Consider the following 14,138-nt stretch of genomic DNA (forward strand, 5'->3'; position numbering starts at 1 on the left):
AGGCAAAACAAACTTGCCCCGATCCGCTGGACGGGGGATTGCAAAAGTGCGTTAAATACTCAATCCCGCGTTGGACCAGCCAGACACAGACGTCACGATGCCACCAGCCACCGCCCTCCGCACCGACAGCACGACGCGCCGCTTCGTTTTCGTGCTCATGCCCGAGTTCACCCTGCTGAGTTTCGCGGGGGCGCTGGACGCGCTGCGGCTGGCCAATCGGCAGGTCGGCCACAAGGCCTATGAGTGGCGCCATATCGGTGAGGGCGGCGGAACGGCCACCTGTTCGGCCGGCTCCAGCTTTCAGCTCGACGGCGATCTGGACGAGCTGCGTCATGACGACACGGTGATACTGTGCGCCGGGACCAACGTGACCAAGCACACCTCGCCCAAGCTGATTTCCTGGCTCCGGCGCGAGGCGCGGCGGGGCGTGACCATCGGCGGGCTGTGCACCGCGGCCTATGCGCTCGCCAAGGCCGGGCTACTCGACGGCAAACGCGCCACGATCCACTGGGAGAACCATGACGGCTTTCTAGAGGATTTCCCCGACGTTGACCTGACCAAGTCGATCTACGTGATGGACGGCAAGATCATCACGACGGCGGGCGGCACGGCTTCGATGGACCTGATGCTGTCGCTGATCGCGCGCGATCAGGGGGCGGACGTGGCGAATGCGGTGGCCGATCAGCAGATCTACACCTCGATCCGCACCGACCGGGACACGCAGCGGCTATCGGTTCCGACCCGGATCGGTGTGCGGCACCCCAAGCTTTCGACGGTCATTCAGAAGATGGAAGCGCATATCGAGGACCCGATCAGCCCCGCGACCCTCGCCGCCGAAGTGGGCCTGTCGACCCGGCAGTTGGAGCGGCTTTTCCGGCGCTACCTGAACCGCTCGCCCAAGCGGTATTACATGGAACTCAGGCTGGGGCGGGCGCGCAACCTGCTGATGCAGACCGACATGAACGTCATCAACGTGGCGCTGGCCTGCGGCTTCACCAGCCCGTCGCATTTCTCGAAATGCTACCGCGCGCAATACGGCACGACCCCCTACCGCGAACGCGGCAGTCAGGGCGCATCGGCGGACAGGTAAGCGCGCGGGCCGCTCAGTCTGCGGGTGCCAGCCGGTAGATCGCGCCCCGATCCTCGGAGATGAACCAGACCGACCCGTCCGGCGCTTCGGCCACGTCGCGCACGCGGGCGGTTTCGCGGGTGCGGATCACCTCTTCCGACCAGTCCTCGGGGTCGAGAACGTGAAGCGAGTCGAACTTCAGGCTGCCGATGACGAAGTGACCGCCCCACCCCGGTATCGCGTCCGACAGAATCGCCATGCCGGAGGGCGCGATCGAGGGGTCCCAGAAGTGTTCGGGCTGCGCCATGCCTTCGGCTTCGGTCCCGACACCGATTTTCGAGCCGTTGTAATTCGTGCCGTATGAAATCTCGGGCCAGCCGTAATTCGTGCCGGGCTCGATGCGGTTGATCTCGTCCCCGCCGCGCGCGCCGTGTTCGACGGCCCAGAGCCGACCGTCACCGTCCATCGCCGCGCCTTGCGGGTTGCGGTGGCCGTAGGACCAGATTTCAGGGAGCGCCCCGTCCTGACCGACGAAGGGGTTGTCGGACGGAACGGTGCCGTCGCGGGCGACCCGCACCACGGTGCCGTTGTGATGCCCAAGGCTCTGGGCGAGGTCGGCCTTGCCCCGTTCGCCCACCGTGACGAACAGCGTTCCATCGGCGGCCTCGGTCACGCGCGAGCCATAGTGCTGGGTCGTGTTGCCGCCTTCGGCCATCTCGAAGAGAACCCGGCCCCCGGTCAGCCCGTCGCCCGCCTCGTTCAACCGTGCGACCATCAGGGCGGTGCCCGCGCCGCTGTCCTGCGGTTTGGAATAGGTCAGGAAGATTTCGCGGCTCTCGTTGAAATCGCGGGCGACCGCGACATCGAGCAGGCCACCCTGCCCTTGCGCCACCACCTGCGGCACGCCGGACACCTCGGTACGGCCACCCTCGGCATCGACGCGCACGAGCGTTCCGGCGGTCTCGGTCACTAGAAAACCGCCATCCGGCAAAAAATCGACGCCCCACGGCATGTCGAAGCCGTCTGCGATCTCGGTGATCTCCATCCGGCCCGCTTCGGTCTCGACCGTGGCGGCATGAAGGGGAAACGCGACCGTCAGGGTCAGCGCGGCGGCGAGCGGGAGGGGGTTCATCGCGGTCATACACAGGACGATGGGGGGCTTTGACAGGCTGGACAATCGCGCCCCACGACAACGTGACCGCACGTCAGGCACCGACAACCTGTGCGGGCCGCGCAAGCACCCCCCTTTTCATTCCCGAAATCATCGCTAGGGTGAGTGCAGGACAACGATCCAACAGGGAGAAAACACATGAAAAAACTGCTTCTCGCAAGCAGCGCCTGCGCACTTGTGGCGACGGGCGCCTTTGCCGAAAGCCATATGTCGGAAGCCAAGATCGGCATTCTGCTCGGCTTCACCGGCCCCATCGAATCGCTCACACCGCACATGGCGCAGAGCGCGGAACTCGCGCTGAAGGAAGTGAACGACTCGGGCATGTTCCTCGAAGGCGTGACGCTGACCTCGGTTCAGGCCGACACCACCTGTGTCGACGCCTCCGCCGCGACGGCAGCGGGCGAAGGCCTCGTCTCGAACGAAGGCGTGATCGCAATCATGGGCGCGGCCTGCTCCGGCTCCACCACCGCCGTTCTGGCCAACGTGGCGCTGCCCAACGGCATCCCGATGATTTCGCCCTCGTCGACCTCGCCGGCGCTCACCACGGTCGAAGACAACGGCCTGTTCTTCCGCACCGCCCCGTCGGACGCCCGTCAGGGTGAAGTCCTCGCGCAGGTGCTGTCGGACAAAGGCGTGACCTCGGTCGCCGTGACCTACACCAACAACGACTACGGCAAAGGCTTTGCCGATGCGTTCTCGGCGGCCTTCGAAGGCATGGGTGGCTCGATCACCACGACCGTGCCCCACGAAGACGGCAAGGGTGACTACTCGGCCGAAGTCGCATCGCTCGCCTCGGCTGGCGGCGACGTTCTGGTCGTGCTCGGCTACGCCGATTCCGGCGGCAAGGGCGTGATCCAGTCGGCCATCGACACCGGCGCGTTCGAAACCTTCGCGATGGGCGACGGCATGTATGCCGACTCGCTGATCGCGGACCTCGGCGACATGCTCGTCGGTTCCTACGGCACCATTCCGGGCGCCGAAGGCGAAGGTGCAGAAGCCTTCGTGTCGATCACCGACGCGGCTGGCATCAACGGTTCGTCCGCTTTCACCCGTGAAAGCTACGACGCCGCCGCCCTGCTTGCCCTTGCGGCCTTCAAAGGCGGCGCGGCAACCGGCGAAGCCATTGCGGCCAACGTCATGGACGTGGCCAACGCACCGGGCGAGCCGATCCTGCCGGGTGAGCTTGGCAAGGCGCTCGAAATCCTCGCGAACGGTGGCGAAATCGACTATGTCGGCGCCTCGGGCGTGGAGCTGATCGAGCCGGGCGAAGCCGCCGGCACGTACGAAGAGTACGAGATCACCGACGACGGCTACTCGACGGTTCAGTTCCGCTAAGTCGCCTTTTCCTAGACAAACGGCCCAAGCCCGGGGACACTTCTCCCCGGGCTTGGTTCATACGGAGGTGGGGTTCCCGTGATCACGGTCGAAAACCTGCACAAACATTTCGGCGGCTTCCATGCGGTCGACGGCGCAAGTCTGACAATCGAAAAAGGGGCGATCACCGGATTGATCGGCCCGAACGGCGCGGGAAAAACCACGCTTTTCAACGTGATCGCCGGGGTTCTTGAACCCACGTCCGGCCGCGTCACGATGGAAGGCGAGGACATCACCGGCCTGCCGCCGCATACGCTTTTCCACAAAGGCCTGCTCAGGACGTTCCAGATCGCGCATGAATTCGGCTCGATGACCTGCCGCGAAAACCTGATGATGGTGCCGGGCGGACAGTCGGGCGAACGGCTGTGGGACACGTGGTTCGGCCGCAAACGCATCGCGGACGAGGAACGCGCGCTTCGGGCCAAGGCCGACGAAGTGATGGAGTTTCTGACCATCGAACACATCTCGGACCTGCGCGCGGGTCAGGTGTCGGGCGGGCAGAAGAAGCTTCTGGAACTCGGACGCACGATGATGGTCGATGCACGTATCGTGTTCTTGGATGAGGTCGGCGCGGGCGTGAACCGCACGCTGCTTTACACCATCGCCGATGCGATCAAACGGCTCAACGTCGAACGTGGCTATACCTTCGTCGTCATCGAGCACGACATGGACTTCATCGAAAAGCTCTGCGACCCGGTCATCTGCATGGCCGAGGGCAAGGTGCTGGCCGAGGGCACGCTGGCCGAGATCAAGGCCAACGAACAGGTGATCGAGGCCTATCTGGGCACCGGGCTGAAGAACAAGGATCAGGTGGGCGCATGATCCGGGGCTTGGTCATCGCATCGCTCTTCGCCGCGGCTCCGGCCCTGGCGCAGACCTGCGACACCGTGGGGGACGGCGTGCTCTTTTGCCCCGACGACACTCCGTTCGCGGGGAACGCGGGCGATTTCGACCCCGGAATGGGCGTCACCTTCTATCAGGCCGACACCGTCATGCTGTTGACCGGCCCCCTGCCGCCCTTCGCCTACGATGTCTGGGTCGCCACCCCCGGCGACCTGTCGGGCGCGGCCGAGACATTCCCGGCGCAGGAAAGCGTCGGGATCATGGATCGACCAAGCGTGCTCGGCGGCGACATCCTGGCCGAAACGCTGACCTACATGGTTCAGCCCGACATGATCTCGCTCGTGACGGTGATCGACCTGTCCGGCATCCCGCACCTCGTCCAGACGGTCGAGGGCGGCACGCAAATGACTGATAAACATATGGAATACCATCGCGCGGCTCTCCTCGCGCTGGTGGAGGACGACCTATGAGCGACGCATACAGCGGACGTGGCAACAAGGACCGTTCGGTCACGAAAGAGGGCGGCGCGACCATGACGCCCGGCCCCCAGCACGGCAAGGCGCGCCCGGCACCGGGCGGCCCGTTCCTGATCGGTGAAAGCATGACCGGCGGCTACGGCAACGGCCCCGACATTCTGCACGAATGCACCATCGCCGTGGACAAGGGCGAGATCGCGGTGATCGTCGGCCCCAACGGCGCGGGCAAATCGACGGGGATGAAGGCGCTTTTCGGGATGCTGAACGTGCGGTCCGGTTCCGTGCGGCTGGACGGCGAGGACATCACCGACCTGAGCCCGCAGGACCGGGTGAAGAAGGGCATGGGCTTCGTGCCGCAGACCCACAACATCTTCACCTCGATGAGCGTGGAAGAGAACCTTGAAATGGGCGCGTTCATCCGCACCGACGACATCCGCCCGACGATGGAGCAGGTCTACGAACTGTTCCCGATCCTCAAGGAAAAACGCTATCAGGCAGCGGGCGAATTGTCCGGCGGGCAGCGGCAGCAGGTGGCCGTGGGCCGTGCGCTGATGACCCAACCCAAAGTGCTCATGCTCGACGAACCGACCGCGGGTGTCTCGCCCATCGTGATGGACGAGTTGTTCGACCGGATCATCGAAGTGGCGCGCACCGGGCTTCCAGTCCTGATGGTCGAACAGAACGCACGTCAGGCGCTCGAGATCGCCGACAAGGGTTACGTGCTCGTCCAGGGCGCCAATGCGCATACGGGGACCGGCAAGGAACTGCTCGCCGACCCGGAAGTGCGCCAGAGTTTCCTCGGGGGGTAAGTCACAGTGAAGACAGCACTTTTCGCCACCATCCTGACAATCGCCGCAGCGCCCGCGCTGGCCGACAGCTACGATTGCCTGATGGTCGAAGAATGTTTCGGCACCGATGCCTGCACCTCGTCCGACTGGGAATTCACGGTCGGCACGGTGGCGGACGGATCGCTCCTCATGTCGTCGATGGCGGGCGAAATGCGTTACGAGCTGCTGGCCGAGGACGCAGGCTACACCGCATGGTCAGCCGCCAACATGGCGACCGGCGAAGTCGGCCTGATGACCCTTACCCCCGACTGGTCTGTGGTCGAAGTCGTCACGATGGGCCTTTACGAAGGCGCCGAGCGGACCGCCTTCGCCGGGAGGTGCATGGCCCGATGATCCGCGCCCTCGCCCTTCTCGCGCTCACCCTGCCCGCCTCGGCCCATGCCGAAGGCGCACGGATGGTGCTGAACTGCGCGGATGCCGACGGTGCGGCCCGGTCGTTCACCTTCGACCCGGTGGAGACCGACGAACTGGGGGCGGGCCGCATTACGGTCGGCGCAGACGCGACACCCGGCATCGCGGGCGGCTTTTTCGGGCCGTGGAGCTGGACGGCCGACGACACCACACACACGCTGATGGTGAGCGGAAATGCCGACGGCGGCTTTCCCGTCCTGCTTCACACGCTCGACACCGCCACCGACCCCTTCACATCCAATCTGACCGAATACACCTGCGAGGCCCCAAGCTGATGGACCTGCTCAACGCCATCGTCGCCCTGTCGAACTTCGTGCTGATCCCCGCCATGGCCTATGGCAGCCAGTTGGCGCTCGGCGCGCTCGGGGTCACGCTGATCTACGGAATCCTGAGGTTCTCCAACTTCGCCCACGGCGACACGATGTCGTTCGGGACGATGGTGGTGATCCTCTTCACATGGCTCTTCCAAAGCTGGGGTCTGAGCCTCGGCCCCCTGCCCGTCGCGCTTCTGGCCCTGCCCTTCGGCATCGCGATCACCGCGCTTCTGGTTCTGGGCACGGACAAGGTCGTCTATGCCTATTACCGGCGGGTCAAAGCCAAACCGATCGTGCTGGTCATGGCCTCCATCGGCGTGATGTTCGTGCTGAACGGGGTCGTGCGCCTGATTATCGGGCCGGGCGACCAGAACTTCGCCGACGGGGCGCGGTTCGTCTTTACCGCCCGCGACTTCAAGGAATGGTCCGGGTTGGCCGAAGGTCTGGCGCTGAAATCGACGCAGCTCATCACCGTCATCACCGCCGCCATCGTCGTCGCCCTGCTGTTCTGGTTCCTCAACCGCACCCGCACCGGCAAGTCGATGCGCGCCTATTCGGATAACGAGGATCTGGCGCTCCTGTCCGGGATCAACCCCGAGCGCGTGGTGGCGATCACCTGGATCATCGTGGCCGCCCTCGCCGCCATCGCGGGGACGCTTTATGGCCTCGACAAGAGCTTCAAACCCTTCACCTACTTCCAGCTTCTGCTGCCGATCTTCGCCTCGGCCATCGTCGGCGGGCTCGGCTCGCCGCTGGGTGCGATCGCGGGTGGGTTCGTCATCGCGTTTTCCGAGGTGATGGTGACCTATGCGTGGAAAAAGGTCGTGACCTACATCGTGCCCGAAGCCTGGGCGCCGGACGGGCTGCTTCAGCTTCTGTCCACCGACTATAAATTCGCAGTCTCCTTCGCCATTCTGGTGATCGTGCTGCTGTTCCGACCAACGGGTCTGTTCCGGGGGAAATCGGTATGAGCATCAACTGGCGCAACATCGGACTTTTCGCGGCTGTCGGTCTGCTGATCCTCGGCACCGGCGTGTTCCAGAGCTGGAACCTCGCCCTCACGATCCTGAACATGGGGCTGATCTCCGCCATCATGGCGCTCGGCGTGAACATGCAGTGGGGCTATGCCGGACTGTTCAACGTCGGCATCATGGGCTTCACCGCGCTTGGCGGGCTGGCGGTGGTCGTCACCTCAATCGCGCCGGTGGGCGAGGCTTGGTCGGCGGGCGGCTTGCGTGTGGTTTTCGCGCTGTTCGTGGGCCTTGGAGTGATCCTCGGCGCGGTGCAGATCTACAAACGCATGACGCCCGGCAAGACCCGCACGCTTGCCCTGCTCGCCTTCCTGATCGTCGGATTCTTCGTCTACCGCGCGCTGTTCGACCCCGCGGTTCAGGCCATCGAGGCCGTGAACCCGGCCTCGCAGGGCTTTCTTGGCGGTCTTGGCCTGCCCGTTATCCTCGCCTGGCCCGTTGGCGGCCTGCTGGCGGCCGGGGCGGCTTGGGCCATCGGCAAGACCGCGCTCGGCCTGCGCTCCGATTACCTCGCCATCGCGACGCTGGGGATTTCCGAGATCATCGTCGCCATGCTCAAGAACGAGGACTGGCTGGGGCGTGGCGTGAAGAACGTCGTCGGCCTGCCCCGGCCCGTGCCCTACGAGATCGACCTCCAGCAATCGGCGGGCTTCGTCGACTGGGCGCAGAGCATCGGGGCCGATCCGGTGTCCACCTCGGCGGTCGTGGTCAAACTGGGCTATGCGAGCTTGTTCCTCGCCGTGCTGCTCGTTCTCATCTGGATGTCCGAAATGGCCCTGCGCTCGCCATGGGGCCGGATGATGCGTGCGATCCGTGACAACGAGGTCGCTGCGGAAGCGATGGGGAAGGATGTGACCCGACGCCACCTGCAAATCTTCATCCTCGGCTCGGCGGTCGTCGGCATCGCGGGCGCGATGATGACGACACTGGACGGCCAGCTTACGCCCGCGTCCTATCAGCCGCTCCGCTTCACCTTCCTCGTCTGGGTCATGGTGATCGTCGGCGGGTCGGGGAACAACTGGGGCGCCGTGCTGGGGGGCGTGGTCATCTGGTTCTTCTGGGTGCAGGTGGAGCCGATGGGTCAGGCCCTCATGGATCTGGTGACCGCCGGCATGTCCGAAGGTCCGCTCAAGTCGCACCTTCTTGGCTCGGCGGCGCATATGCGGCTCTTCACCATGGGGCTTATCATGCTGCTTGTCCTCAGGTTCAGCCCGCGCGGGCTGATCCCGGAAAAATGACGCCCCTCGCGGTTCCCGTCCTGATCCTTGCGGCGGGAACGTCTTCGCGGATGGGCGGGCGTGACAAGCTGATGGAAGAGGTCGGGGACAAGCCGCTTCTGCTCGACCGGGTCGAAGCGGCGCTCGCCACGGGTCAGCCGGTGATCGTCACCCTGCCCGCACGTGACGAACGGCCCGACCGCTGGGATCTGCTGGACGAAAAACCGATTGCGGCGGTCGAGGTTCCCGATGCCGCCGATGGCATGGCGCGCTCGCTGGCGGCTGGTGTTTCGGCGCTGCCCGAGGGGGCGGTGGCCGTCATGGTTCTGCTGGCCGACATGCCCGACGTCACGACCGAGGATATGCGGCGTGTGCTGGCGGCGTTCGACGGGGAGGTGATCCTGCGCGGCGCCACGGCGGACGGCAAGCTGGGCCATCCGGTCGTGTTTCCGTTCCGGGATTTCGCTGCGCTGCGGTCGCTGGAAGGCGACGAGGGCGCAAAGACGATCATGGAGGCCAATGCAGACCGCGTTCGCCCCGTCGTCCTGCCCTATTCGCACGCGCGCACCGACCTCGACACGCCCGAAGATTGGGCGGCGTGGCGGCGCGGCGGTGACAGGTAATCAGATCGCGTTGAGCAGACGGGCTTCGCGGCCGTTCAGCGACATGCGCGGCGCGATATAGTTCGCTTCGCCGTTCTCGTAACGCAGGCGCGGCACGCATTCAGTGATCTCGGCCCACTGGTCCGGGAACCCGACGCGGATCGACCACATCTCGGGCGCGAAGCTTTCCATCCAGACGCCATTGGCGCGGATCAGTTCATGGGTGTCCAGGAGAACGTGCTTGAACCGCATGACCGAGCGCGGCACGTAATCGACGCCGTCGAGATGGGTCAGATCACCCACATCGGCCAGCACTTCGTCGGTGCCGAAGTAGAGTTCGTTCACCGGGTTGCGCACCAGAAGGCGCTGACCGGCGTTCAGGACGAGATTGCCCGCCTCGGGATCGGTGCCGAGCGCACCGGCCTTGATGCGCACCGGGCCACGTTCCGCGGCGTGCGCGTTCTCGTTCTCGTTGTCGTAGACGGACATGCTTTCACCGACCCAGCGCACGGTCGACGTGCCGTTGTCGCGGGTGATGACCTGATCGCCGGCTTTCAGATCGCGCGACAGCTTCGGTCCATCGATGGTCTCGACAACCGCCGACGGGGCGAGGCCCGAGGTGGAAAAGGTCGTGAGCGGCGAAGAGCCGCGCGCATCGAGAAGGCCGGGGTCAAGGTCGCGGTCGACGGCGGGGGAGCGAAAATGCAGCATGTCGGGGCGTCCGTTCGGGGTTTGGTCAGGGGTCGCTATTAGGTCGACTTTCAAGCTATCGGACAATCATGCCGAAACTATGAAGTTATTCGGGAAAATGTTGCGGGACCGCGCCATTGAATCCCCTTGTTTTCTTAAGGTTTTAGACGACCCGCCCTGAAATTGCCGCATTTCGCCACATTCGGGACAAATCCGGACCCTACTCCACGGCGCATCGCGGCCCGGCTCTTGCCACGCCTTCGGCCCCCGCGCTAGGCTTTGAAAGTCCTTGTTTTACTGGCGATCAGCGTCAGAACACGGACGCATTGTTCCCCATGCCGAAACAATCATCGCCATCGTTTCCAATTGTCATTCGTGGCGAAACAATGGCAGCAAGATGGCGGCGCATTTTTTGCGATCACTCACTCACAATGCATCGCCCAAACGGAAAACAACCCCACGAAATCGCGTGAGGTTGCCTCCTGACGACTGAAACGATGGACCGGTTCAATCCGGCCATTCGCGGCCCAAAACATCGGACCGGGGGCAGCCCCTTCCCCTTTCAGGTCGGGTTGACCCGCCCGGTTTCCCCGGCGGGCCGCTGCATTATTTGCGGAGCATCTTGGCTTCGTGCTTCTTCAGGATCCGGCGTGCCGAGGTGAAATCCTCGAGCCCTTCGCGGGTCTCCAGCTCCGGGAACAGTTCGAACAGTTCCTGACGCTGGGCGTTGCCGATGCCCTTGAGCGAGTAGTCGCCCGGCTGGAAGCTTTCCGACCACGTGCCGTCCGAGAGCACCACCTCGTGGTGATCGAAGAGGAAGTGGATATAGGTCACCTCCCGCACATCGACCGTCATGATCTCTTTCGAGTCGACCAGGTGCTTGGCGGAGGCCAGAACCTCGCGTTCGTCGAAGTAGAGCGCGGTTCGGTCGTTTGCCACCAGCATCCGGTGGTTCGGCGACACCAGCATGTCACGCTCCGGCAGGCCGTTGCCAAGGCTGCCCGCCTTGATGAGCACCGGCTTGAGGTGCTGCGAGCGGTTCAGTTCCTGCCACCCGATCTGCTTGTGGCCGATCCAGCGGATTTCCTGAATACCGTTGTCGCGGGTGATGACACGGTCGCCCTCGCCCAGCTCTTCCACCGGCACCTCGCCCTTCGGCGTCGCGATCAGCGTGCCGGGGGTGAAGCAGGGAACGATGTCTTCGATGTTGATGAAGTTCATCGTGCCCGTGGACACGCCGTTCGAGTCGAAGAACTCGACGAAACCGTTTTCGGGGTTCGTTCCGTCCTTGGTGACCTTGAGCGATCCACCCGTCGGCTTGGTGCCGGTCAGGTCGAGCGTATCCCAGTCGTCGCCGCCTTCGCCGCCGTCGACGAAGTCGCCCACGTTGACGTTGATGAAGGTATCCCGGTCGTCGCCACCATAGGCGTCATCCTCCCCGGCCCCGCCGTCGATGAGATCCTGACCCTTGTCGCCATAGAGCTCGTCGTCGCCGTCGCCGCCATAGATGGTGTCGTCGTCGATCCCGCCGTCGATGAAGTCGTCTCCGGCATCCCCATAGAGAATGTCGTCGTCGTCCTGACCGTAGATGGTGTCGTTGCCGTCACCGCCCCGGATCACGTCCATGCCGTTCGACGGGCGCGGATCGAGGAAGGACGGGATCGGGCTGAGCGGATCGTTGGTGTCCGCGTCGCCGTAGTCGTCCACCGGATAGGCGTCGTCTTCGAGGTTCAGGATGTCCGGCGTGACCGGCCCCAGACCGCCCCAGATCTCGTCGTCTCCGGCACCGCCGTCGATGTCGTCCGAGCCGTGGCCGCCGATGATGTAGTCGTTACCGTCGCCGCCCTGGATCGTATCGTCGTCGAGACCGCCGTCGATGGTGTCGTCCCCGGTTCCGCCGTCGATGGTGTCGTCGTCGTCGCCCGTGGTGATGGTGTCGTCGCCGGCACCGCCGAAGACGGTATCCTTGTCGTTGTCCTCGTCGGCATCGTCCGGCACCCACTGATCGGGGGTGGTCGGCGCGAAGGGCCAGCCCGCCACGGTCTCGCCCGGTGCGAAGCCGTAGTCCGAAGCCTCGGTCGGGGCCGAGGTGTCGATGATATCGTCCCCGTCCTCGCCGTAGACCGTATCGGACCCGTCGCCGCCGCGCACATCGTCGTCGCCGTCACCGGCATAGATCGTGTCGTCGCCGTCGTAGCCTTCGATGATGTCGTCGTCCGGCCCTTTGCCCGGGAAGATGTTGTCACCCGCGTCGACCATGTCGTTCTCGGGGTCGCCGGTGTAGCCGGTGTCGATCAGATCGTCGCCGTCCGTGCCCTCGACGATGCCGTCGTTGACGAGAATGGTGACGGTGGCCGTATCGGTCAGCCCGTCCTCATCCTGGATCGTGTAATCCACGGTCACATAGCCATCGACGGTCGGCGTATAGGTGAGCGTTCCGTCCGGGTTGATGACCACGCTGCCTTCCGAGGCCACGGCCGAGATCACCTGAAGGTTGGCGTCGTCGCCATCCGGGTCGGTGTCGTTGGCCAGAACGTCGATCGTGACCGTCGCGTTGATCGGCACGTTCGCCGTATCGTCGTTGGCCAGCGGCGGCGCATCCACGCCCACCGAAACCGTGACCGTCGCCGTATCCGTCGCACCCTGATCGTCCGCGATCGTGTAGGTGAACGTGTCGGTGCCGGTGAACCCGGTGTCCGGTGTGTAGATGAACGCACCGTTCGCGTTGACGACGACCGAACCGTTCGACGGGTTGGTGTTCGACGTGACCGTCTGGGGATCGCCCTCGGGGTCGGTGTCGTTCGCCAGGACGTTGCCCGCGACCGCCGTGTTCAGGTCGGTGGCGAAGGCGTCGTCCACCGCGTCGGTGGTGTTCTGGTTGTTGCCGTCGTCCTGCACCACGACCGTGATGGTCGCCGTGTCGGTCAGACCGTTGCCGTCACTGATCGTGTATTCGAACGTGTCGGTCCCGGTGAAGTCCGCCGTCGGCGTGTAGGACACCGTGCCATCGCCGTTGTCGGTGACGGTTCCGTTCGTCGCCGTGCCCACGTCGATGATGGTCAGCGGATCGCCGTCCGGGTCTTCGTCGTTCGTGCGCGGATCGAAGGTCAGCGTCGTGCCCTCGTCGATCACCCGCACGTCATCCTCGGCGTCGGGTGCGTCGTTGACCGGGGTCATGGTCACCGTGACGGTGGCCGTGTCGGTGGCGCCCTGGTCGTCGGTCACCGTGTAGGTGAAGGTGTCGGTGCCGGTGAAGTCGAGGTTCGGCTTGTAGGTCACCGTCCCGTCCGGGTTCAGCGTCGCGGTGCCGTTCGTGGGGGTGCCCACGCTCGTCACCGTGAAGTCGTCGCCCTCGGGGTCCGAGTCGTTCGCCGTCAGGTCCACGATCAGCGTCGTGTCCTCGTCGATCGTGTAGGCGTCGTCCACCGCATCGACCGAGTTCATCGGGCCCATGCCGACCGAGACCGTGACGGTCGCCGTGTCGGTCGCGCCCTGATCGTCGGTGATCGTGTAGGTGAAGCTGTCCGTGCCGGTGAAGTCGGTGTCCGGCGTGTAGGTCAGCGTGCCGCCCGGTCCGGTCGTGACCGTCCCGTTCGTGCCCTGCCCGAAGGAGGTGACCGAGAAGGTATCGCCCTCGGGGTCGGTGTCGTTGGCCAGAACCGGCACGTTCACCGCCGTGTTCGGATCGGTCTGGGCCATGTCGTCCACGGCATCCACCGTGTTCACGCCGTCCTGCGTCACGTTCACCGTCACCGTTGCCGTGTCGGTCGCGCCCTGAGAGTCCACGATGGTGTAGGTGAAGCTGTCGGTGCCGAAGTAATCCGGGTCCGGCGTGTAGGTCAGCGTGCCGCCCGGCCCGGCCGTCACGGTGCCGTTCGCGCCCTGCCCGAAGCTCTGGATCGAGAAGCTGTCGCCCTGCGGGTCGCTGTCGTTGGCCAGCACGTCGATGTTGACCGCGTCGTCCTCCGAGGTGGTCGCGCTGTCGTTGCGCGCCACGACCGAGTTCATGCCGCCGTCGCCGTTCACCACCACCGTCACGGTCGCCGTGTCGGTGCCGCCGTTGCCGTCGGAGATGGTGTATTCGAACGTGTC

Annotated in this window: 13 protein-coding genes; 10 read left to right on the top strand and 3 right to left on the bottom strand. The window is 64.8% G+C overall.

From position 1 onward, the window contains the following. Nucleotides 1-97 precede the first annotated feature (97 nt). Complete coding sequence (locus FCT00_RS16715; RefSeq protein ID WP_138423939.1) at nucleotides 98-1,090, top strand: GlxA family transcriptional regulator; 993 nt, start codon at nucleotides 98-100, stop codon at nucleotides 1,088-1,090. Nucleotides 1,091-1,103: 13 nt separating this feature from the next. On the opposite strand, the gene FCT00_RS16720 is transcribed toward FCT00_RS16715, so the two are convergent. Beyond that, entirely contained in the window at nucleotides 1,104-2,210 is a 1,107-nt protein-coding gene (locus tag FCT00_RS16720) for a PQQ-dependent sugar dehydrogenase (protein ID WP_138423940.1), read from the bottom strand. Between the two features lie 168 nt (nucleotides 2,211-2,378). Here FCT00_RS16720 and FCT00_RS16725 point away from each other — a divergent pair, with 168 nt between their 5' ends. From FCT00_RS16725 to FCT00_RS16765, 9 genes are all read left to right on the top strand, one after another. Beyond that, nucleotides 2,379-3,575, top strand: a complete 1,197-nt coding sequence (locus tag FCT00_RS16725) for an ABC transporter substrate-binding protein (protein WP_008329020.1) — start codon at nucleotides 2,379-2,381, stop codon at nucleotides 3,573-3,575. A 78-nt stretch (nucleotides 3,576-3,653) separates the two neighbouring features. Next, nucleotides 3,654-4,436 carry an ABC transporter ATP-binding protein gene (locus FCT00_RS16730; protein ID WP_008329021.1) on the top strand — a complete coding sequence of 261 codons (783 nt, stop codon included), beginning with the start codon at nucleotides 3,654-3,656 and terminating at the stop codon, nucleotides 4,434-4,436. After that, nucleotides 4,433-4,927: a hypothetical protein gene (locus tag FCT00_RS16735; RefSeq protein WP_138423941.1), complete on the top strand. Its 495-nt coding sequence runs from the start codon at nucleotides 4,433-4,435 to the stop codon at nucleotides 4,925-4,927. The genes FCT00_RS16730 and FCT00_RS16735 overlap by 4 nt, the downstream gene beginning before the upstream one ends. Beyond that, nucleotides 4,924-5,742, top strand: coding sequence for an ABC transporter ATP-binding protein (locus tag FCT00_RS16740; protein WP_008329023.1), 819 nt, complete (start codon nucleotides 4,924-4,926; stop codon nucleotides 5,740-5,742). Before FCT00_RS16735 ends, FCT00_RS16740 begins: the two co-directional genes overlap by 4 nt. 6 nt (nucleotides 5,743-5,748) lie before the next feature. Beyond that, nucleotides 5,749-6,114: a hypothetical protein gene (locus FCT00_RS16745; RefSeq protein WP_138423942.1), complete on the top strand. Its 366-nt coding sequence runs from the start codon at nucleotides 5,749-5,751 to the stop codon at nucleotides 6,112-6,114. After that, entirely contained in the window at nucleotides 6,111-6,467 is a 357-nt protein-coding gene (locus FCT00_RS16750; protein ID WP_138423943.1) for a hypothetical protein, read from the top strand. The genes FCT00_RS16745 and FCT00_RS16750 overlap by 4 nt, the downstream gene beginning before the upstream one ends. After that, nucleotides 6,467-7,477: a branched-chain amino acid ABC transporter permease gene (locus FCT00_RS16755; RefSeq protein ID WP_008329025.1), complete on the top strand. Its 1,011-nt coding sequence runs from the start codon at nucleotides 6,467-6,469 to the stop codon at nucleotides 7,475-7,477. Before FCT00_RS16750 ends, FCT00_RS16755 begins: the two co-directional genes overlap by 1 nt. Further along, on the top strand, nucleotides 7,474-8,775 hold the full coding sequence (locus FCT00_RS16760; RefSeq protein WP_171043026.1) for a branched-chain amino acid ABC transporter permease: 1,302 nt from the start codon (nucleotides 7,474-7,476) through the stop codon (nucleotides 8,773-8,775). The genes FCT00_RS16755 and FCT00_RS16760 overlap by 4 nt, the downstream gene beginning before the upstream one ends. Continuing rightward, entirely contained in the window at nucleotides 8,772-9,377 is a 606-nt protein-coding gene (locus FCT00_RS16765) for a nucleotidyltransferase family protein (protein ID WP_138423944.1), read from the top strand. The genes FCT00_RS16760 and FCT00_RS16765 overlap by 4 nt, the downstream gene beginning before the upstream one ends. On the opposite strand, the gene FCT00_RS16770 is transcribed toward FCT00_RS16765, so the two are convergent. Beyond that, nucleotides 9,378-10,067, bottom strand: coding sequence for a Hint domain-containing protein (locus FCT00_RS16770; protein WP_138423945.1), 690 nt, complete (start codon nucleotides 10,065-10,067; stop codon nucleotides 9,378-9,380). It abuts the gene before it with no gap. Between the two features lie 585 nt (nucleotides 10,068-10,652). Further along, nucleotides 10,653-14,138 (bottom strand): Ig-like domain-containing protein (locus FCT00_RS16775; protein WP_171043027.1); only part of this gene is annotated, 3,486 nt, incomplete at its 5' end.

Origin of the sequence: Maritimibacter alexandrii (genome assembly GCF_005871115.1) — a bacterium.
In the GTDB taxonomy this organism is placed as follows: domain Bacteria; phylum Pseudomonadota; class Alphaproteobacteria; order Rhodobacterales; family Rhodobacteraceae; genus Maritimibacter; species Maritimibacter alkaliphilus.

Coding starts and splice junctions, on each gene's coding strand:
- FCT00_RS16740 (WP_008329023.1), top strand. CDS start 4,924: ATGAGCGACGCATACAGCGGACGTGGCAACAAGGACCGTTCGGTCACG.
- FCT00_RS16720 (WP_138423940.1), bottom strand. CDS start 2,210: ATGACCGCGATGAACCCCCTCCCGCTCGCCGCCGCGCTGACCCTGACG.
- FCT00_RS16725 (WP_008329020.1), top strand. CDS start 2,379: ATGAAAAAACTGCTTCTCGCAAGCAGCGCCTGCGCACTTGTGGCGACG.
- FCT00_RS16750 (WP_138423943.1), top strand. CDS start 6,111: ATGATCCGCGCCCTCGCCCTTCTCGCGCTCACCCTGCCCGCCTCGGCC.
- FCT00_RS16760 (WP_171043026.1), top strand. CDS start 7,474: ATGAGCATCAACTGGCGCAACATCGGACTTTTCGCGGCTGTCGGTCTG.
- FCT00_RS16715 (WP_138423939.1), top strand. CDS start 98: ATGCCACCAGCCACCGCCCTCCGCACCGACAGCACGACGCGCCGCTTC.
- FCT00_RS16770 (WP_138423945.1), bottom strand. CDS start 10,067: ATGCTGCATTTTCGCTCCCCCGCCGTCGACCGCGACCTTGACCCCGGC.
- FCT00_RS16765 (WP_138423944.1), top strand. CDS start 8,772: ATGACGCCCCTCGCGGTTCCCGTCCTGATCCTTGCGGCGGGAACGTCT.
- FCT00_RS16735 (WP_138423941.1), top strand. CDS start 4,433: ATGATCCGGGGCTTGGTCATCGCATCGCTCTTCGCCGCGGCTCCGGCC.
- FCT00_RS16755 (WP_008329025.1), top strand. CDS start 6,467: ATGGACCTGCTCAACGCCATCGTCGCCCTGTCGAACTTCGTGCTGATC.